Source organism: Enterobacter cloacae complex sp. S3 (assembly GCF_014930495.1).
GTDB lineage: Bacteria > Pseudomonadota > Gammaproteobacteria > Enterobacterales > Enterobacteriaceae > Enterobacter > Enterobacter asburiae_B.
In genome coordinates this window covers 107,243-127,203 of sequence record NZ_JADBRD010000020.1, presented here as the reverse complement: position 1 = coordinate 127,203, position 19,961 = coordinate 107,243, and the positions used below count along the sequence as shown (strand labels likewise).

22 protein-coding genes are annotated in these 19,961 nt (G+C 55.9%); 17 read left to right on the top strand and 5 right to left on the bottom strand.

Annotated elements, in window-relative coordinates; translation table 11 throughout:
* Window positions 1–10 precede the first annotated feature (10 nt).
* Window positions 11–1,339, bottom strand: coding sequence for an ATP-dependent RNA helicase SrmB (srmB, locus tag IM317_RS13430; protein ID WP_023308854.1), 1,329 nt, complete (start codon window positions 1,337–1,339; stop codon window positions 11–13).
* A gap of 132 nt (window positions 1,340–1,471) precedes the next feature.
* Here srmB and IM317_RS13425 point away from each other — a divergent pair, with 132 nt between their 5' ends.
* A complete protein-coding gene (locus tag IM317_RS13425; RefSeq protein ID WP_033146241.1) occupies window positions 1,472–2,209 on the top strand; it encodes a tRNA1(Val) (adenine(37)-N6)-methyltransferase in 738 nt (245 codons plus the stop codon).
* Here the strand turns inward: IM317_RS13425 and nadB are convergent.
* Window positions 2,194–3,813, bottom strand: coding sequence for an L-aspartate oxidase (gene nadB / locus IM317_RS13420; protein ID WP_033146240.1), 1,620 nt, complete (start codon window positions 3,811–3,813; stop codon window positions 2,194–2,196). The genes IM317_RS13425 and nadB overlap by 16 nt on opposite strands.
* A 340-nt stretch (window positions 3,814–4,153) precedes the next feature.
* Here nadB and rseD point away from each other — a divergent pair, with 340 nt between their 5' ends.
* The 12 genes from rseD (at window position 4,154) to acpS (ending at window position 13,612) form a co-directional block, all read left to right on the top strand.
* The gene (gene rseD, locus IM317_RS24270; RefSeq protein ID WP_223862639.1) at window positions 4,154–4,240 is read left to right on the top strand and encodes a rpoE leader peptide RseD; all 87 of its coding nucleotides are present in this window, start codon (window positions 4,154–4,156) and stop codon (window positions 4,238–4,240) included.
* Window positions 4,237–4,812, top strand: coding sequence for an RNA polymerase sigma factor RpoE (gene rpoE, locus IM317_RS13410; RefSeq protein WP_006176728.1), 576 nt, complete (start codon window positions 4,237–4,239; stop codon window positions 4,810–4,812). The genes rseD and rpoE overlap by 4 nt, the downstream gene beginning before the upstream one ends.
* A gap of 31 nt (window positions 4,813–4,843) precedes the next feature.
* Window positions 4,844–5,494 (top strand): anti-sigma-E factor RseA, encoded by a 651-nt coding sequence (gene rseA / locus IM317_RS13405; RefSeq protein ID WP_008502186.1) that lies wholly within the window; start codon window positions 4,844–4,846, stop codon window positions 5,492–5,494.
* Window positions 5,494–6,447, top strand: coding sequence for a sigma-E factor regulatory protein RseB (gene rseB / locus IM317_RS13400; protein WP_033146239.1), 954 nt, complete (start codon window positions 5,494–5,496; stop codon window positions 6,445–6,447). The genes rseA and rseB overlap by 1 nt, the downstream gene beginning before the upstream one ends.
* The gene (rseC, locus tag IM317_RS13395) at window positions 6,444–6,920 is read left to right on the top strand and encodes a SoxR-reducing system protein RseC (protein ID WP_023308850.1); all 477 of its coding nucleotides are present in this window, start codon (window positions 6,444–6,446) and stop codon (window positions 6,918–6,920) included. The genes rseB and rseC overlap by 4 nt, the downstream gene beginning before the upstream one ends.
* 185 nt (window positions 6,921–7,105) lie before the next feature.
* A complete protein-coding gene (lepA, locus tag IM317_RS13390) occupies window positions 7,106–8,905 on the top strand; it encodes a translation elongation factor 4 (RefSeq protein WP_032659499.1) in 1,800 nt (599 codons plus the stop codon).
* Between the two features lie 15 nt (window positions 8,906–8,920).
* The gene (gene lepB / locus IM317_RS13385) at window positions 8,921–9,895 is read left to right on the top strand and encodes a signal peptidase I (protein WP_023308848.1); all 975 of its coding nucleotides are present in this window, start codon (window positions 8,921–8,923) and stop codon (window positions 9,893–9,895) included.
* A 222-nt stretch (window positions 9,896–10,117) separates the two neighbouring features.
* The gene (gene rnc / locus IM317_RS13380) at window positions 10,118–10,798 is read left to right on the top strand and encodes a ribonuclease III (RefSeq protein WP_003860711.1); all 681 of its coding nucleotides are present in this window, start codon (window positions 10,118–10,120) and stop codon (window positions 10,796–10,798) included.
* Entirely contained in the window at window positions 10,795–11,700 is a 906-nt protein-coding gene (gene era / locus IM317_RS13375; RefSeq protein WP_023308847.1) for a GTPase Era, read from the top strand. The genes rnc and era overlap by 4 nt, the downstream gene beginning before the upstream one ends.
* Before the next feature lie 17 nt (window positions 11,701–11,717).
* Complete coding sequence (recO, locus tag IM317_RS13370) at window positions 11,718–12,425, top strand: DNA repair protein RecO (protein ID WP_033146238.1); 708 nt, start codon at window positions 11,718–11,720, stop codon at window positions 12,423–12,425.
* 75 nt (window positions 12,426–12,500) lie between these two features.
* Window positions 12,501–13,232, top strand: coding sequence for a pyridoxine 5'-phosphate synthase (pdxJ, locus tag IM317_RS13365; protein WP_032659491.1), 732 nt, complete (start codon window positions 12,501–12,503; stop codon window positions 13,230–13,232).
* Window positions 13,232–13,612, top strand: a complete 381-nt coding sequence (acpS, locus tag IM317_RS13360) for a holo-ACP synthase (protein ID WP_023294331.1) — start codon at window positions 13,232–13,234, stop codon at window positions 13,610–13,612. Before pdxJ ends, acpS begins: the two co-directional genes overlap by 1 nt.
* Here the strand turns inward: acpS and IM317_RS13355 are convergent.
* A complete protein-coding gene (locus tag IM317_RS13355; protein WP_008502177.1) occupies window positions 13,609–13,869 on the bottom strand; it encodes a YfhL family 4Fe-4S dicluster ferredoxin in 261 nt (86 codons plus the stop codon). The genes acpS and IM317_RS13355 overlap by 4 nt on opposite strands.
* Before the next feature lie 46 nt (window positions 13,870–13,915).
* Window positions 13,916–14,764: a MurR/RpiR family transcriptional regulator gene (locus IM317_RS13350; RefSeq protein WP_023615996.1), complete on the bottom strand. Its 849-nt coding sequence runs from the start codon at window positions 14,762–14,764 to the stop codon at window positions 13,916–13,918.
* A 117-nt stretch (window positions 14,765–14,881) separates the two neighbouring features.
* Here IM317_RS13350 and murQ point away from each other — a divergent pair, with 117 nt between their 5' ends.
* Genes murQ through tadA form a run of 4 tightly spaced genes read left to right on the top strand, consistent with a single transcriptional unit; the run spans window position 14,882 to window position 18,354 of the window.
* A complete protein-coding gene (gene murQ / locus IM317_RS13345) occupies window positions 14,882–15,775 on the top strand; it encodes an N-acetylmuramic acid 6-phosphate etherase (RefSeq protein ID WP_033146237.1) in 894 nt (297 codons plus the stop codon).
* An 11-nt stretch (window positions 15,776–15,786) separates the two neighbouring features.
* Window positions 15,787–17,151 (top strand): PTS transporter subunit EIIC, encoded by a 1,365-nt coding sequence (locus tag IM317_RS13340; RefSeq protein ID WP_033146236.1) that lies wholly within the window; start codon window positions 15,787–15,789, stop codon window positions 17,149–17,151.
* Between the two features lie 3 nt (window positions 17,152–17,154).
* Complete coding sequence (yfhb, locus tag IM317_RS13335; protein WP_033146235.1) at window positions 17,155–17,790, top strand: phosphatidylglycerophosphatase C; 636 nt, start codon at window positions 17,155–17,157, stop codon at window positions 17,788–17,790.
* A gap of 24 nt (window positions 17,791–17,814) precedes the next feature.
* A complete protein-coding gene (gene tadA / locus IM317_RS13330) occupies window positions 17,815–18,354 on the top strand; it encodes a tRNA adenosine(34) deaminase TadA (protein ID WP_033146234.1) in 540 nt (179 codons plus the stop codon).
* Here tadA and mltF read toward each other — a convergent pair.
* Complete coding sequence (mltF, locus tag IM317_RS13325) at window positions 18,242–19,792, bottom strand: membrane-bound lytic murein transglycosylase MltF (protein WP_033146233.1); 1,551 nt, start codon at window positions 19,790–19,792, stop codon at window positions 18,242–18,244. The genes tadA and mltF overlap by 113 nt on opposite strands.
* Window positions 19,793–19,961 lie beyond the last annotated feature (169 nt).

Below are 19,961 nucleotides of genomic sequence, written 5' to 3'. Positions count from 1 at the left end.
CCGGCTTTTTTTACTCTTCAGTTTTCGTCTCTGGTGCGGCAGAGCTTGGCTTACGGCGCTTACCAATATTTTTGGTATCGCGGTGGCGCTGCTTCACGCGCGGTTTCTCTTTTTCTTTCTCTTTTCTCTCAGCACGTTTTGCGAGCGCTTTCTTGGACGGTTTACCCGTCATCTTTTCACTCGGCGCACGCGTGGTCGGGCGGAGTTCGTCAATAACGCGCGCTTTCAGCGGCTCATCAACATAGCGGCCAATTTTCTGCAGCAGCAGGTAGTCATGCGCTTCGACCAGTGAAATCGCAATCCCTTTGCGGCCCGCGCGGCCGGTACGACCAATACGGTGCAGGTAGGTATCTCCGCTGCGCGGCATATCGAAGTTAATGACGTGGCTGACGTCCGGGATGTCGATCCCGCGTGCGGCAACGTCAGTCGCAACCAGCACGTTAACGCGGCCATCGGTCAGGCGCTTAATGCCCTCGGTACGCTTGATCTGCGCCATCTCGCCTTCAAGATAGCAGTTGTTGATCCCGGCGTTACGCAGCATCTCAGCCAGCTCGTGCACGCGCTCGCGCTTACGCACAAACACGATTGTGCGCAGAGCATCTTCCTGTTTGAGTAGGTGTTTCAGCAATTCGACTTTGTGCTCAAGGTTGTCCGCGCGGTAGTACCACTGGTGGATCTTCTTACGCTCACGGGTGGACGGCGTCGCCGAGACTTCCACCGGATCTTCCAGCAGACGCTCTGCGAAGTCTTTGATCGCTTCCCCTTCGAGGGTGGCAGAGAACAGCATCGTCTGGTTACGCCAGCGCGTTTCCCCTGCAATGTGCTCGATATCCTGTGCGAAGCCCATGTCCAGCATGCGGTCGGCTTCGTCGAGGATCAGCGTTTCAACCGCGCGGCAGTCGAAGTTCTCTTCTTTAATGTACTGCAGCAGGCGTCCCGTCGTCGCAACGACGATGTCCTGGTTTTCGCTGAACACTTCGGCGTGGTTCATGTACGCTACGCCGCCGGTGATGGTGGCAATATCCAGATGAGTATTTGCCGCGAGTTCACGCGCGTGATCGGCAACCTGCATTGCCAGTTCGCGCGTAGGCGTCAGGATCAAAATACGCGGCGGGCCAGATTTTTTACGCGGGAAGTCGAGCAGATGCTGCAACACAGGCAGCAAATAGGCTGCTGTCTTCCCCGTGCCGGTTGGCGCAGAACCGAGCACATCGCGGCCCTCAAGCGCAGGCGGAATGGCCGCTGCCTGAATGGCGGTCGGGCGTGTAAAGCCTTTGCTCTCAAGTGCATTGAGCAGGCTTTCATCGAGTTCAAGTTCGGAAAAAGTCGTTACAGTCATGTTCTACCTCTGTGTGGGGCGCTGATTATAGACGTTACGGCTGTAATCTTCATCTGTTTGTATGGATATCGCTTTTCGGCCACTTCGCTTTCCCCTATGCTACTCCAGTTTCACTTAGAAGGTTGCCCTGACATGTCTCAACTCAAAGCGCAGCTGCGCCGCGATGGTTTTACGTTTAAACAATTTTTTGTCGCTCACGATCGCTGTGCCATGAAGGTTGGTACAGACGGTATTTTACTGGGAGCGTGGGCGCCTGTCGCAGGTGTTAAGCGTATTCTTGATATCGGTACCGGCAGCGGGCTGGTGGCGCTGATGCTGGCGCAGCGTACGGAAGAACATGTCATCATTGATGCCGTCGAACTGGACGCGCAGGCCGCAGAGCAGGCGAGTGACAATATGGCCGAATCCCCCTGGGCAGTCCGAATGAAAGTGGAATGCGCAGACGTGCTCGCCTGGGCGCCTGAACAAACCGCGCGTTACGATCTGATCGTCAGCAACCCTCCCTACTACGAGCCCGGCGTTGAGTGCGGGACACCCGAGCGTGAACAGGCGCGTTATACCGGCTCCCTCGATCATAAAGCGCTGCTCACCAGCGCGGCAGAACTGATCTCCGAAGAGGGTTTTTTCTGTGTGGTCCTGCCAGAGAGTACCGGCAACACGTTCATCGGTATCGCGCAGGAGATCGGCTGGACGTTACGTCTGCGTACCGATATTTCGGATACGGAAGGTCGACTGCCGCACCGCGTACTGCTGGCTCTGTCGCCAAAAGAGGGTGAATGCTTTAATGACCGAATGGTGATCCGTGGGCCAGACCAGCGTTATTCCGAAGATTACACTGCCCTGACCCAGGCGTTTTATCTGTTTATGTAAACCTGCGGGGCGAGTATCGACGGGCCGGATTCAGCAAGCTGATCCGGGTAGTCCAGGGTATAGTGCAGCCCGCGGCTCTCTTTACGCATCATCGCGCAGCGAACAATCAGCTCGGCAACCTGCACCAGATTGCGCAGCTCAAGCAGATTATTGGATACGCGGAAATTAGCATAGTACTCATCAATTTCCTGCTGCAGCATGGTGATGCGGCGCAAGGCGCGTTCCAGGCGTTTCGTGGTGCGCACAATCCCTACGTAGTCCCACATAAACAGCCGTAGTTCATGCCAGTTGTGCTGGATCACGACCAGCTCGTCCGGATTATCCACGCGGCTTTCATCCCAGGCTGGCAGGCGCTCTGTCTCGCGGGCGTAAGGCATGCGCTTCGTGATGTCTTCCGCCGCCGACCAGCCGTACACCAGACACTCAAGCAGCGAGTTAGAGGCCATACGGTTCGCGCCGTGAAGTCCGGTATAGCTAACCTCACCGATAGCATACAGACCGTCTACGTCAGTACGTCCATGATCGTCAACCATTACGCCACCGCAGGTATAGTGGGCCGCTGGCACAATGGGCACCGGGTCGCGCGTTAAATCAATGCCAAGATTGAGCAGCTTTTCATAAATCATCGGGAAATGCTGGCGAATGAACTCTGCTGGCTTATGGCTGATATCGAGATACATGCAGTCTACGCCAAGGCGCTTCATTTCATGATCGATGGCGCGGGCAACGATGTCACGCGGGGCAAGTTCACCCCGGGCGTCAAAGTCGGGCATAAAGCGGGAGCCATCAGGGCGTTTCAGATAAGCGCCTTCACCGCGCAGGGCTTCCGTCAGCAGGAAGTTGCGTGCCTGAGGGTGGAACAAGGCGGTGGGGTGAAACTGATTAAACTCGAGGTTTGCCACCCGGCAGCCTGCGCGCCAGGCCATTGCGATACCGTCTCCGGAGGCAATGTCAGGGTTCGTGGTGTACTGATACACCTTGGAGGCGCCGCCCGTCGCCAGTACCACAGCCTTCGCCCGGCAGGTTTCCACCTTCTCTTTATTTCGGTTCCAGACCCAGGCGCCCACCACGCGACGCGTGCCGGGCAGGCCAATCTTGTCAGAGATAATCAGGTCAACGGCATTGCTTCGCTCGAGAACCCGAATATTAGGATGGTTCAGCGCTTTACTGACCAGCGTGGTTTCCACTTCTTTTCCGGTGGCATCCGCTGCGTGCAGGATGCGGCGGTGGCTATGGCCGCCTTCGCGAGTCAGGTGGTAGCTCTCTTCACCGTTGGGTTGAACCTGAGTATCGAATAAGACGCCCTGGTCGATGAGCCACTGAACGCAGTGACGGGCATTGCTGGCGACAAACTCTGCGGCGTGTGCATCCACGATCCCTGCTCCGGCAATGAGCGTATCCTCGACGTGGGATGCAATGCTGTCTGTCTCATCAAACACGGCGGCAATGCCGCCCTGGGCATAAAACGTGGAACCTTCACTTATCGGTCCTTTACTCAGAACGATAACGTTTTGATGCTCGGCCAGGCGCAGCGCCAGAGAGAGACCGGCAGCGCCGCTGCCGATGATCAGTACATCACAATGGAGTTCAGGTGTTGTGTTCATGATTGTTGTTTAATTTACTAAACAGTGTTGGGTCAGAATAGCACCTGAATGCGATATATCGCACGTATTTTTTTAGAGGCTGTCGCAATGGCTAAACGCGTAAGCGGAGGTAAACGGAGGGTAAATGAGTGAAATTATTTTGCGAAGCAGATCGTTAGCGTCAGATTTTGTGGTGAAATAAAGCCTGTGTTGCGTTACTCTTCTGGCGGGAAAAAGATGTTTCTTGTCATAAAGTGGTGCGTATCGTGAACAGACTTATAATGAGAGAAAATAAACGGTCTGCGGCGCGATGAACAAAAACAAAGGCGTTACGGAACTTATTGAAGATCAGACACTCTAAATGGTGCTTGCTCAAAGTGCGGTATTTTTAGAGTGGCGTTTCGATAACGCGTGGAATTTAGGTTTGGGGAGACATTACCTCGGATGAGCGAGCAGTTAACGGACCAGGTCCTGGTTGAACGGGTCCAGAAGGGAGATCAGAAAGCCTTTAACCTACTGGTGGTCCGCTACCAGCATAAGGTGGCGAGCCTGGTTTCCCGCTATGTACCGTCAGGCGATGTGCCTGATGTGGTGCAAGAGTCTTTTATTAAGGCCTATCGCGCGCTGGATTCTTTCCGGGGAGATAGTGCTTTTTATACCTGGCTGTACCGTATTGCGGTCAATACGGCAAAGAATTATCTGGTCGCTCAGGGCCGTCGTCCGCCTTCAAGTGATGTGGACGCAATCGACGCCGAAAACTTTGAAAGCGGCGGCGCATTGAAAGAAATTTCGAACCCTGAGAACTTAATGTTGTCAGAAGAACTGAGACAAATCGTTTTTCGCACGATCGAGTCGCTCCCGGAAGATTTACGTATGGCAATTACGTTACGGGAGCTGGATGGTCTGAGCTATGAAGAGATAGCCGCTATCATGGATTGTCCGGTCGGCACGGTACGTTCACGAATTTTCCGTGCGCGAGAAGCTATTGATAATAAAGTTCAACCGCTTATCAGGCGTTGACGATAGCGGGATACTGGAAAAGGTATTAGGCATGCAGAAAGAAAAACTTTCCGCTTTAATGGATGGTGAAACGGTGGATAGTGAGCTGCTCAACGAGCTGTCTCATTCACCCGAAATGCAAGAGACCTGGGAGAGTTACCATCTCATCCGTGACACCCTTCGCGGTGACACCGGCGAGGTTCTCCATTTCGATATCTCAGCCCGCGTCATGGCGGCGATTGAGAATGAGCCTGTTCATCAGACCACTCCGCTGATTCCTGAAGCTCAACCCGCGCCTCACCAATGGCAGAAAATGCCGTTCTGGCAAAAGGTGCGTCCGTGGGCCAGCCAGCTTACCCAAATGGGTGTGGCAGCATGCGTATCGCTTGCAGTTATTGTTGGCGTCCAGCACTATAATACTCAGTCTGAAACTAATCAGCAGCCAGAAGCGCCAGTGTTTAACACACTGCCGATGATGGGCAAAGCCAGCCCGGTAAGCCTGGGCGTACCGGCTGATGCATCCGCCAGCGGCGGCCAGCAACAGCAGGTTCAGGAGCAGCGCCGTCGCATTAATGCGATGTTGCAGGATTACGAGTTGCAGCGTCGTCTGCACTCTGAACAGCTTCAGTTTGAGCAGGCGCAGACACAGCAAGCTGCTGTGCAGGTGCCCGGAAACCAAACTTTAGGAACGCAATCGCAGTAATGAAGCAACTTTGGTTCGCCATGTCTCTGATGGCGGGTAGCCTGTTCTTCTCTGCCAACGCCTCGGCTGATGTTTCATCCGGGGCGTTGTTGCAGCAAATGAATCTGGCCAGCCAGTCACTCAATTATGAGTTGGCATTTATCAGCATCAATAAGCAGGGCGTCGAGTCGTTACGCTATCGTCATGCCCGTCTTGATAAGCAGCCGCTCGCCCAGCTTTTACAGATGGATGGCCCGCGTCGGGAAGTGGTCCAACGTGGTAATGAAATCAGCTATTTCGAGCCAGGCCTGGAGCCTTTCACGCTGAATGGCGACTATATCGTTGATTCCCTGCCGTCACTCATTTACACCGACTTCAAACGGCTTGCCCCTTACTACGATTTTATATCAGTAGGGCGTACCCGCATCGCGGACAGACTGTGCGAGGTAATTCGCGTTGTTGCCCGGGACGGAACGCGCTACAGCTATATCGTCTGGATTGATGCCGAAACCAAACTCCCCATGCGTGTTGACCTGCTCGACCGTGACGGTGAAACGCTGGAACAGTTCCGGGTTATCTCCTTCAGCGTGAACAATCAGGTTGGCAACAGCATGCAGAATCTGGCTAAAGCCAGCCTGCCACCGCTGCTTTCTGTTCCTGCCGGGGATTCCGTTAATTTCAACTGGGTACCTGCCTGGATCCCGCAAGGGTTTAGCGAAGTGTCCAGCAGCCGTCGTCAGCTGCCAACGATTGAAACGCCGGTAGAATCGCGCCTCTATTCGGATGGTTTGTTCAGCTTCTCGGTGAATATTAATCGCGCAACGGCAAACAGCGCTGAACAAATGCTGCGTACCGGGCGCCGTACGGTGAGTACAACGGTACGCGATAACGCAGAGATCACCATTGTGGGAGAACTCCCTCCGCAGACGGCGAAGCGCATCTCCGACAGCATTAAATTCAGGGCTGCACAATGATCAAAGAGTGGGCGACGGTTGTCTCCTGGCAAAACGGCATTGCGCTGGTGAGCTGCGATGTTAAAGCCTCATGTAATAGCTGCGCATCCCGCGCCGGCTGCGGCAGCCGCGTGTTGAATAAGCTCGGGCCACAAACATCGCACACGATTTCTGTGCCAAGCGAACAGCCGCTGATGGCGGGGCAGAAGGTGGAACTGGGCATCGCGGAAGGCAGCCTGCTCAGCTCCGCTATGCTGGTGTATCTCTCTCCGCTGGTCGGCCTGTTTATCATGGGCGGCCTGTTTCAGATGCTGTTTGGTACCGATGTGGCCGCTATGTGCGGTGCTGCATTGGGTGGCGTAGGGGGATTCTGGCTTGCCAAAGGGCTCTCTCCGACGCTCGCCGCACGCGAGGAGTGGCAGCCTGTCATTCTCAGCGTTGGGCTGGCACCAGACCAGCTTCGTGTTGAAACGCTCTCTTCTGAGGCCCGGTGATCCATCGGGCTTTATCATTTTTTACACCCTAAAACAGAAAACGGCCTTTCTTCACGCTATACCTGCTTCTAAGTGCATTTCCAGGTAGCGAGGATGTAGTGTAGAATGCTGCGTTTTCGCACTGAAAAACGTCAGGCTAAGAACAGCGGCCTCCAGGAATTCGTAAGGCATAATTATTTAACTATATGAAGAACATACGTAACTTTTCGATCATTGCTCACATTGACCACGGTAAGTCGACGCTGTCTGACCGTATTATCCAGATTTGCGGTGGCCTGTCTGATCGTGAAATGGAAGCCCAGGTTCTGGACTCCATGGACCTGGAACGCGAACGCGGTATCACCATTAAAGCGCAGAGCGTTACGCTTGATTACAAAGCGGCTGATGGTGAAACCTATCAACTGAACTTTATCGACACCCCAGGCCACGTTGACTTCTCCTATGAGGTTTCACGCTCGCTCGCGGCCTGTGAAGGCGCGCTGCTGGTGGTGGATGCCGGGCAGGGCGTTGAAGCCCAGACCCTGGCAAACTGCTACACCGCGATGGAAATGGATCTCGAAGTTGTGCCGGTTCTGAACAAGATTGACCTGCCAGCCGCCGATCCTGAACGCGTAGCGGAAGAGATTGAAGATATCGTCGGCATTGACGCGACCGATGCCGTGCGCTGCTCCGCGAAAACCGGTGTGGGCGTGACCGACGTGCTGGAACGCCTGGTACGTGACATTCCGGCCCCGGAAGGCGATCCGGATGGCCCGCTGCAGGCGCTGATTATCGACTCCTGGTTCGATAACTATCTGGGCGTTGTCTCTCTGGTGCGTATTAAAAACGGCACCATGCGTAAAGGCGACAAAATTAAGGTAATGAGTACCGGACAGGTCTACAACGCAGACCGTCTGGGCATCTTCACGCCAAAACAGGTTGACCGTACCGAGCTGAGATGCGGCGAGGTAGGCTGGCTGGTCTGCGCCATTAAAGACATCCTCGGCGCGCCGGTGGGTGATACCCTGACCGGTGCACGTAACCCGGCAGATAAAGCGCTGCCAGGCTTTAAAAAGGTGAAACCGCAGGTTTACGCGGGTCTGTTCCCGGTCAGCTCTGACGACTACGAAAACTTCCGTGACGCGCTCGGTAAACTGAGCCTGAACGATGCTTCCCTGTTCTACGAGCCAGAAAGCTCAACGGCGCTGGGCTTCGGCTTCCGCTGTGGCTTCCTCGGTCTGCTGCATATGGAGATCATTCAGGAACGTCTGGAGCGTGAATACGATCTGGATCTGATCACCACGGCGCCGACGGTAGTCTATGAAGTTGAAACCACCTCGAAAGAAGTGATCTACGTCGATAGCCCGTCCAAGCTGCCGCCGCTGAACAACATTCAGGAGCTGCGTGAGCCTATTGCAGAGTGTCACATGCTGCTGCCGCAGGAATTCCTGGGGAACGTCATTACGCTGTGTATTGAGAAGCGTGGCGTGCAGACCAACATGGTTTACCACGGTAACCAGGTGGCGCTGACCTATGAAATCCCGATGGCGGAAGTGGTACTCGACTTCTTCGACCGTCTGAAGTCGACCTCCCGTGGCTATGCGTCACTGGATTACAACTTCAAACGCTTCCAGGCCTCCAACATGGTGCGTGTGGACGTGCTGATCAACGGCGAGCGTGTGGATGCGCTGGCGCTGATCACCCACAACGACAATGCGCCGTACCGCGGCCGCGAGCTGGTTGAGAAGATGAAAGATCTGATCCCGCGTCAGCAGTTCGATATCGCGATTCAGGCGGCGATTGGCAACCACATTATCGCGCGTTCAACCGTGAAACAGCTGCGTAAAAACGTTCTGGCGAAGTGCTATGGCGGTGACGTCAGCCGTAAGAAAAAGCTGTTGCAGAAGCAGAAAGAAGGTAAGAAGCGTATGAAGCAGGTCGGTAACGTCGAGCTGCCGCAGGAAGCATTCCTTGCCATCCTTCATGTTGGTAAAGACGGCAAATAACCCTAAGGAGTTGGCATGGCGAACATGTTTGCCCTGATCCTGGTCATTGCTACCCTGGTAACAGGTCTGCTGTGGTGTCTGGATAAGTTTATCTTCGCCCCAAAACGTCGTGAACGTCAGGCTGCCGCTCAGGCAGCCACTGGAGATGGGATTGATGCGAAAACCCTGAAGAAAGTCGGCCCGAAACCGGGCTGGCTGGAAACGGGCGCTTCGGTATTTCCGGTGCTGGCGATTGTGCTGGTGGTACGTTCGTTTATTTACGAGCCGTTCCAAATCCCATCAGGTTCAATGATGCCAACGCTGCTGATTGGTGATTTTATTCTGGTAGAGAAGTTTGCCTACGGCATTAAAGATCCTATCTATCAGAAAACGCTGATCGAAACCGGTCATCCGAAACGTGGCGACATCGTGGTGTTTAAATATCCGGAAGATCCGCGCCTGGACTACATCAAGCGCGCGGTAGGTCTGCCGGGTGATAAAGTCACTTACGATCCGGTTGCGAAAGAAGTCACCGTTCAGCCTGGCTGCAGCTCCGGTACCGCCTGTGAAAACGCGCTGCCAATCACTTACTCAAATGTTGAGCCAAGTGACTTTGTGCAGACCTTTGCCCGTCGTAACGGCGGCGAAGCGACCAGCGGATTCTTCCAGGTACCGAAAGGTGAAACCAAAGAGGACGGCATCCGTCTGGTTGAGCGCAAAGAGACGCTGGGCGATGTGACGCACCGAATCCTCACCGTGCCAATCGCGCAGGATCAGCTGGGTATGTACTATCGCCAGCCTGGCCAGCAGCTGGCGAGCTGGATTGTACCGCCAGGACATTACTTCATGATGGGTGACAACCGCGATAACTCTGCGGACAGCCGTTACTGGGGCTTTGTGCCGGAAGCGAATCTGGTCGGTAAAGCCACCGCCATCTGGATGAGTTTTGAGAAGCAGGAAGGCGAATGGCCGACCGGTGTACGCCTGAATCGTATCGGCGGAATCCATTAATTCTCAATAAATGAACGCGTAGCCGCTTTAATTAGCGGCTACGTGAATTATTTCCACGATAAATCTCTTCGAACTAACGACATCCCCTGTCGTTGTGTATAGAATATTCCCCCGAAGTTTAAGGTTGGCCCTGCAAGGGTGCCACGGCACACGAAACCGCGTTGGTTTTCTCAGGTCGGTTTCGTGTGCTGCATTTTTGACGCATTCATTTATTGGTATCGCATGAACCCCATCGTAATTAATCGGCTTCAACGGAAGCTGGGCTACACTTTTCATCATCAGGAGTTGTTGCAACAGGCATTAACCCACCGCAGTGCCAGCAGCAAACATAATGAGCGTCTCGAGTTTTTAGGCGACTCTATTTTAAGTTTCGTGATTGCGAATGCGCTTTATCATCGTTTCCCGCGTGTGGACGAGGGTGATATGAGCCGCATGCGTGCCACGCTGGTTCGGGGTAATACCCTTGCGGAAATCGCTCGCGAATTTGAGCTGGGCGAATGTCTGCGTCTTGGACCGGGTGAACTGAAAAGCGGCGGCTTCCGTCGTGAATCTATTCTTGCCGATACGGTCGAAGCATTAATTGGTGGTGTGTTCCTGGACAGCGATATCCAGACCGTAGAAAAGCTGATCCTGAACTGGTATCAGACCCGTCTGGACGAAATCAGCCCGGGCGATAAACAAAAAGATCCGAAAACGCGTCTGCAGGAATATTTGCAGGGTCGTCATCTGCCGCTGCCGTCTTATCTGGTGGTGCAGGTGCGTGGCGAAGCGCACGATCAGGAATTTACCATCCATTGCCAGGTCAGTGGCCTGAGTGAACCGGTGGTGGGCACAGGTTCAAGCCGTCGTAAGGCTGAACAGGCTGCCGCCGAACAGGCGTTAAAAATGCTGGAGCTGGAATGAGCGAAGATAAAACCTATTGCGGATTTATTGCCATCGTCGGACGTCCGAACGTTGGCAAATCCACCCTGCTGAATAATCTGCTTGGGCAGAAGATTTCAATCACCTCGCGTAAGGCGCAGACCACGCGTCACCGCATCGTCGGCATCCATACTGAAGGCGCGTATCAGGCGATCTACGTCGATACCCCGGGCCTGCACATGGAAGAGAAGCGCGCCATCAACCGCCTGATGAACAAGGCGGCGAGCAGCTCGATCGGCGATGTAGAGCTGGTGATTTTCGTTGTGGAAGGCACCCGCTGGACGCCGGACGACGAGATGGTGCTGAACAAGCTGCGTGACGGCAAAACGCCGGTCATCCTCGCGGTCAACAAAGTTGATAACGTGCAGGAAAAGGCCGACCTGCTGCCGCATCTGCAGTGGCTTGGTAGCCAGATGAACTTCCTTGATATCGTTCCGCTGTCTGCTGAGACCGGCCTGAACGTGGATACCATCGCGGGCATCGTGCGGAAGCATCTGCCGGAAGCGATTCATCACTTCCCGGAAGACTACATCACCGATCGCTCTCAGCGCTTTATGGCGTCTGAAATCATCCGTGAAAAGCTGATGCGTTTCCTGGGTGCTGAACTGCCTTACTCCGTAACGGTAGAGATCGAGCGTTTCCAGACCAACGAGCGCGGTGGCTACGATATCAACGGCCTGATCCTCGTTGAGCGCGAAGGGCAGAAGAAGATGGTGATCGGCAACAAAGGGGCCAAGATCAAAACCATCGGCATTGAAGCCCGTAAGGACATGATGGAGATGTTCGAAGCGCCGGTTCACCTCGAACTGTGGGTGAAAGTGAAATCTGGCTGGGCCGATGATGAGCGTGCTCTGCGCAGCCTCGGTTACGGCGAAGACCAGTAACATAAGACGACGAGCATATGGATGGATGGCAGCGCGCCTTTGTCCTGCATAGTCGTCCCTGGAGCGAAACCAGCCTCATGCTGGACGTCTTCACGGAAGAGTCGGGCCGCGTGCGCCTTGTTGCGAAAGGCGCACGTTCCAAACGTTCTAACCTGAAAGGTGCCCTACAGCCTTTCACGCCGCTGCTGGTACGCTTCGGTGGGCGAGGGGAAGTGAAAACCCTGCGCAGTGCCGAAGCCGTCTCCTTGGCGCTTCCTCTTTCCGGCATCACACTCTACAGCGGTCTGTATGTCAACGAACTCATCTCACGCGTTCTTGAACATGAGACCCGCTTCTCTGAACTTTTCTTCGATTATCTGCACTGTATCCAGTCGCTGGCTGGCGCAACCGGCACGCCCGAACCCGCATTGCGTCGTTTTGAACTGGCGCTGCTGGGCCACCTCGGATACGGCGTAGATTTTCTGCACTGCGCGGGCAGCGGTGATGAGATAGAAGACACCATGACCTACCGCTACCGCGAAGAAAAGGGCTTCATTGCCAGTATCGTGATAGACAACAGCACCTTTACCGGGCGCCAGCTCCGGGCGCTGTATGAGCGCGAGTTTCCCGATCGGGACACCCTGCGCGCAGCAAAACGCTTTACCCGGATTGCCCTCAAGCCGTATCTTGGCGGCAAGCCCTTAAAGAGCCGCGAATTATTCAGGCAGTTTGTGCCGAAACGTTAACGTTTTACCCCTCACCCCAGCCCTCTCCCGGAGGGAGAGGGGGAAGAGAAATGAACCAAAATACCGAGGATTGTCATGGCTGAATTACTGTTAGGCGTCAACATCGACCACATCGCCACGCTGCGTAACGCGCGCGGCACGGCGTATCCCGATCCGGTTCAGGCGGCGTTTATCGCTGAACAGGCTGGCGCCGACGGCATTACCGTTCACCTGCGTGAAGACCGTCGCCATATCACCGATCGCGACGTGCGCATTCTGCGCCAGACGCTGGACACCCGTATGAATCTGGAGATGGCGGTCACCGAAGAGATGCTGGCGATTGCCTGCGAGACCCAGCCGCATTTCTGCTGCCTGGTGCCGGAAAAACGCCAGGAAGTGACCACCGAAGGCGGTCTGGACGTGGCTGGTCAGCTCGACAAAATGCGCGATGCCTGCAAGCGCCTGGCGGATGCCGGTATCCTGGTTTCTCTGTTTATCGACGCCGATTTCGCCCAGATTAAAGCGGCGGCCGACGTGGGCGCACCGTATATCGAAATCCACACCGGCTGCTATGCCGATGCCAAAAACGATGCCGAACAGGCCAAAGAGCTGGAGCGTATCGCTAAAGCGGCCACGTACGCCTCAAGCCTGGGACTGAAGGTTAACGCCGGTCACGGCCTGACCTACCACAACGTGAAGGCCATTGCCGCCCTGCCGGAAATGCACGAGCTGAACATCGGCCACGCCATCATTGGCCGTGCGGTGATGAGCGGCCTGAAAGAGGCGGTTTCAGAAATGAAACGCCTGATGCAGGAAGCGCGTCAGTAATGGCCATTCTGGGCTTAGGCACCGATATCGTTGAAATAGCCCGCATTGAAGCGGTGATCGCCCGTAGCGGCGATCGCCTCGCAAGACGCGTGCTGAGCGATAACGAGTGGGCCATCTGGGAAGCGCATCAGCAGCCGGTGCGTTTTCTGGCAAAGCGCTTTGCGGTAAAAGAGGCTGCGGCCAAAGCCTTCGGGACCGGCATTCGTAACGGCCTGGCGTTTAATCAGTTCGAAGTGTTTAACGATGAGCTGGGCAAACCGAGCCTGCGTCTGTGGGGAGAAGCGCAAAAGCTGGCGGAAAAGCTGGGGGTGAATCATATGCACGTGACGATCGCGGATGAACGTCACTATGCCAGCGCGACGGTGATCATCGAAAGTTAAAGTTTGTCCGCGTGATGCATCAGGACAAACTTATCCCATAGCTGCTCTTCGCTCTCGACGTGGGCCGGATCCTTCAGGATGGTATTCGGGATCGGGCACACCTTCTGGCAGGTCGGCGTTTCATAGTGGCCGATGCATTCCGTGCAGCGGTCGCTGTTAATCTCATAGATGCTGTCGCCCATCGAAATCGCCTGGTTCGGGCATTCGGGCTCGCACATATCGCAATTAATGCATTTTTTGGTAATTAACAGCGCCATCAGGAAATTCTCAGAAACAACACAAACCGGGCGGGCATTATACGCGTCAAACCAGTTTCTTTACCAGTTCTTCGCTGTGGCGAATGCGCTCGGGCGCGCGCTCCAGATCCTGCTGCACCAGCGCCATAAACAGCAGGTCCGTCAGCATCATTTGCGCGCTGGTGGACGAGATAGCCGCGCTGCGCGTGGCCTGTTCTTCGGCAATGGTATATAAACAGCGCGTTGCCCGCTGCTGGAGGGCATTCGGCGTAAAACCGGTGATCGCCAGAATTTTACCGCCGACGCGCAGCGCTTCATCGGTTGCCATATTGATTTCACGGCGCTCGCCGGAGTAGGAGATGGCCAGCAGCAGATCGTCAGGATCCATTGCCTGTACGGTTGCCAGCAGGGCGTGCATATCCTGCTCGACGATGGCGTTAAGCCCAATTTTCGTCAGCTTCCAGCCAAAGTTACGCGCCACAAGTCCGGACGCGCCGATACCGGTCAGAACGATCCTCCGCGCGCCGCGCAGCATCGCCACGCTCTCCAGCAGCTTCTCTTCAGTGTTCACATCGAGCGTCGCGTGCATGGCCGCCACGTTCTCTTTGATCAGCTTTTCGCCAACCAGCCGCATCGGGTCATCGCCGCGGATCTGATTATGCACCGGCATGGACTGCGGGTTGGGGTTGCTCACCAGCGCTTCGCTGATCGCCAGCTTGAGGGCGGGGAACCCCTTAAAGCCAATCTTCTGGGCAAACTTCACCACGCTGGACTGGCTCACGCCGGCTTCACTCGCCAGCTGCTGCGAGCTGAGATGGCGCGCGCGATCGGGTTGAGAAAGCAGAAAATCCGCCAGCTTCTTGTCGCTTTGGGCAAAGCCTGCGTAGCGCTGGCGAATGCGAATTAAACAGTTCATACGGTCTCCTGGCGAAAATGTGATTATCTGCGCAAATACGAATTTTGCTCGCCTGAATGAATTTTATATTCCATTATAGTGTGATTATTATGAATTAAAAATTCTTGAGGTACAAAAATGAATCTTGGCTCACTTGTTTCTGAAACGCGTAACCCGCAAACCATGGATCTGGATGCGCTCTCCACCCTGGAGCTGGTTAACCGCTTTAATCAACAGGATACGCTGGTCGCGCAGGCAGTGAAAGAGACATTACCCGAGGTGGCGAAAGCGGTCGATGCGGCGGCGGAAGCCCTCAAGGCTGGCGGTCGCATTATCTACATGGGGGCGGGCACCAGCGGGCGTCTTGGGGTTCTGGATGCGTCAGAATGTCCGCCCACCTTTGGGGTGCCGCACGGTCTGGTCGTTGGGCTGATTGCCGGTGGACCCGGTGCGCTGCTGAAAGCCGTTGAAGGTGCGGAAGATAACAAACAGCTGGGCGAGGATGACCTGAAGGATCTGAATCTGACCGAGAAGGATCTGGTGGTCGGGCTGGCGGCATCCGGGCGCACCCCGTACGTCATTGGCGGGTTGGAATACGCCAACCGGACGGGCTGCACGACGGTGGCCATCTCCTGTAATCCGGGCTCACCGATTGCGCAGGTGGCCGCTATTGCTATCTCTCCGGTTGTCGGGCCGGAAGCGCTCACCGGCTCCACGCGCCTGAAATCCGGGACCGCGCAAAAGCTGGTGCTCAATATGATCTCCACCGGCGCGATGGTGAAGTTCGGCAAGGTTTATCAGAACCTGATGGTGGATATGCAGGCCACCAACGTCAAGCTGGTGGACAGAGCCTGCCGCATGGTGATGGAGGCGACAGGCGCAGGCCGTGAAGAGGCAGAAGCGGTACTCAAGCAGACCGATCACGATGTTAAACCGGCCATTCTGATGATCCTGAGCGGGCTGGATGCGGCTACCGCGAGAGCCAAACTCGCTGCGCATAGCGGCTTCTTACGGGCGGCATTAGAAAACTAACAGAGGCGTCTATGGACAAAACAGCAGCGCTCGCCAGCGATATCCTGCAGGGGATCGGTGGGGAAAAAAATATTCAGCGTCTCGAAAACTGCATGACGCGCGTGCGCGTCGAGGTGCATAACGACGACCAGCTCGACGTGCCGCGCCTGAAGCAACTCTCCGGCGTCAGCGGCTACGTGAAACAGGGGCAGCAGCATCAGCTGATCGTCGGGCCGGGGAAAGCGGCGCAGGTTGTTGATGCCATGCGCGCGCTGATGGTTGGCGGTGAGGCGACGGCCTCATTTGACGATGCCGAAAGCACCAAAGCGCAGGCAAAAGCCAAATACAAAGCCCCCATGAGCGATGCGCTGCGTCAGCTGGCAAACGTCTTTATTCCGCTGATCCCGGCGTTTATTGCCTCCGGCCTGATCACCGGGATCATCAATATCCTCAAGCGACCGGATATTGTGGGGGATTTCGCCACGCACTATCCGAACCTGCTGGGGATTCTGGGGATCTTCGGCAGCGCTGTTTTCGCCATCATGAACATTCTGGTCGGGGTAAATACCGCGAAGGTGTTTGGCGGATCGCTGGCCATGGGCGGGGTCATGGCGGGCATCTTGTCCAGCCCGCAGCTGGCGCAGATCACGCTGTTTGGTGAGGCGCTCCAGCCCGGGCGCGGCGGGGTGATCGCCGTGCTGCTGGTGGTCATTCTGATGTGCTGGATCGAGAAAAGGCTGCGCGCGGTTCTGCCTGGCTCGATCGAGCTTATTCTCAACCCGCTGTTGACCACGCTGATTACCGGTAGCGTAGCGATTGTGGCCCTCCAGCCGCTAGGCGGATGGATCTCTGAAGCCATCGCTCACGGCGCGTCTCTGGCTATTGACCGCGGCGGCCTGCTGGTGGGAGCGGTGCTGTCAGGTACCTTCCTGCCGCTGGTGCTGACCGGCCTGCACCAGGGGCTGGTGCCGATCCACGTCGAGCTTGTGCAGGCGCACGGCTATAACGCGCTGCTGCCTATCCTGTCGATGGCGGGAGTGGGGCAGGTCGGCGCGGCGATTGCCGTACTGATGAAAACCCGCAACGCGCGTCTGAAAAAAATGATTAAAGGCGCGCTCCCGGTCGGACTGCTCGGCATTGGCGAGCCGCTGATTTTCGGCGTTACGCTGCCGCTGGGTAAACCGTTCCTCGCCGCCTGTCTGGGCGGCGCGGTAGGCGGGGCGCTGATCAGCTACTGGAAAGTCGCTACCGTTATCACCTTTGGGCTCTCCGGTTTACCGCTGGCATTAACCATCGTGACCGGAAAAGTGATGCTCTATCTGTTAGGCTATTTAGTAGCGGTGATCGCCGGGTTCCTGTTTACCTGGCTGTTAGGTTTCAACGACCCAGAGGAGTAAGGTTTGGCAAATCACGCGCGTCGCGTTGTCTTTTTCGACCTGGATGGAACGCTGCATCAGCAGGATATGTTTGGCACGTTTATGCGTTACCTGCTGCGGCGTCAGCCTTTGAATGCGCTGCTCGTGCTGCCGCTCTTACCGGTTATCGGGATCGCGCTGCTGGTGAAAGGCCGGGCGGCGCGATGGCCGATGAGTCTGCTGCTGTGGGGATGTACCTTTGGGCACAGCGAAGCGCGGCTTAAGCAGCTCGAAAAGGATTTTGCGCACTGGTTTCGCAGCCACGTCGCCGCCTTTCCGGTGGTGCAGGCGCGCCTGACCAGCTATCTCGACGCGAATGATGCCGACATCTGGCTCATTACCGGCTCCCCGCAGACGCTGGTGGAGCAGGTCTACTTTGATACCCCCTGGCTTCCGCGCGTGAATCTTATCGCCACGCAAATTGCCCGCGGTTACGGCGGCTGGGTGCTGACCCTGCGCTGCCTGGGGCATGAAAAAGTGGTCCAGCTGGAAAAACGCATCGGTACGCCGCTGCGCCTGTACAGCGGCTACAGCGACAGCAAGCAGGACAACCCGCTGCTCTATTTTTGCCAGCACCGCTGGCGCGTCACGCCATCAGGCGAACTTCAGCAACTCGAATAGGCTTATCCATAATGGGCGTGTATAATGCTGCCCGCTTTTCGACTGGAGTATCAGCCTTTGTCCAACCCTGAACACAATCATGAATACTGGATGCGCCACGCGCTGACGCTGGCTCAACGCGCCTGGGACGAGGGCGAAGTGCCCGTGGGCGCGGTGCTGGTTCATAACAACCAGGTGATTGGCGAAGGGTGGAACCGTCCTATTGGTCGCCACGATCCTACTGCGCATGCCGAAATTATGGCGCTTCGCCAGGGCGGTCTGGTTCTGCAAAACTATCGCCTGCTTGATACCACGCTGTATGTGACGCTGGAGCCGTGCGTGATGTGCTCCGGCGCGATGGTGCACAGCCGGATCGGGACTCTGGTTTTCGGCGCGCGGGATGAAAAAACCGGTGCGGCCGGTTCGCTGATGGACGTGCTGGGTCACCCGGGTATGAACCACCAGGTGAAGACTATCGGTGGGGTACTTGCACCAGAGTGTTCGGGGCTATTAAGCGATTTCTTTCGAATGCGCCGTCAGCAGAAAAAGCAGCAAAAGGCAGAACTGAAGCTGTCGGACGATTAAGCTCGTCCGGCGCCACGACCGGGTAGCTTTGAGCCAGCTGTTTGGCCTCCGTCGCCTCTTTCTCTTTCTCCAGCAGATACCCGACCAGGCTAATCTGATATTTACGGATGTTTTCCACATAGGCGTAGGCTTCATGTCCGCGCGCGTAGCCGTATGTCAGCTTGTTATACCATGGCTTCTGGCTCAGCAGCGGCAGGCGCTGCTTAACGTCTGACCAGCTGTCCGGGTTACCTTTCGTTTTTGCCGTCAACGCTCGCGCATCAAGCATATGCGCGTAGCCCATATTATAGGCCGCCAGCGCAAACCAGATCCGCTCTTCTTCCGGCACCGTTTCCGGTACTTTGGCCATCATATCCTGCAGGTAGCGCGCGCCGCCGCTGATGCTCTGTTCGGCATCGGTACGGTCATTGACGCCCAGGCTCAGCGCGGTATTTTTGGTTAACATCATCAAACCGCGTACGCCCGTGGGCGACGTGGCCTGGGTATCCCAGTGGGATTCCTGATACGAAATAGCCGCCAGCAGTTTCCAGTCAATCTCCTGGGCGTATTTTTCGAACAGCGGCTGCAGGTCCGGCAGGACGCTATCTACCGCGCGCAGGAAGCTGCGGGTGTCAACGTAGTCAAAGTCATCGCCGTGCCCGAGGTACTTCTCCTCCAGACGCGCCAGGGTACCGTCTTCATTGATGGTGTTGAAGAAATCAAGCATCGCGGCAGAGAAGGTCTGATCGTCATCAAGCTGGCTAAACCAGGTCACGGGCTGCTCGTCGGTGACGTCCAGCGCCACGGCGATTTCAGGATGCACCCGCTGGAACAGGCTGATCGCGACCGAATCGGCGATGGTGTAGGGCACCTTCTGATCTTTTACCTGCTCCAGCAGCTCCGTCGTGCCGAGTTTCGGATCCACCGTCCAGCTCAGGTCGGGATATTTCTTCTCCTTAAGCTCCCGCAGATCGTCAATCACCACGTGGCCGGGCGCAATCGTCAGCTGCCGATCGTTAATCGTGGACAGCGAGCGCGGGCGCAGGCTCCCGACGCGGTAAACCAGCTGCTGCGAAACGGAGTAGTAGGTCGGGCCTGGCTGGTAGTTCTTACTGCGCTCGCTGTTATACACCAGCCCGGCGGCGAGCATATCGGCATCGTCGTTATCGAGGTCGTCAAACAGCTGGTTGATATTCTGGCGGACGGTGATTTTAAGCTTCACGCCAAGATAATCGGCGAACTGTTGTGCCAGTTCATAATCCAGGCCAATGATTTTGCCGTTGACGTCGCTGTAAATCAGCGGCGAGTTGAGGGTACTGACGCGCAATTCCCCCCGCTCCTGAATGGCGGCGATACGGTTTTCGGCTTTGCCGAACCAGGGGATGGAAGGCCAGAGGGCCACTGCCAGCAGCAACGTTACAATGCCGATGAGCAGATAATTAATCTTTAATTTTTTCAATTAGTTAATTCTCTGCGACGCCGGTTGCCTCAGTCTGCTGTAGCCATGTTAATCATAAGGTTTGCCATTGAATGAGCGGCATTTTGCGTAAACTTGCGCCACTTGGCAACCAATTAGAGAGACAGGTCACATCTATTGTTAAATCTCTGTGCAAATTTTATTTCGACGC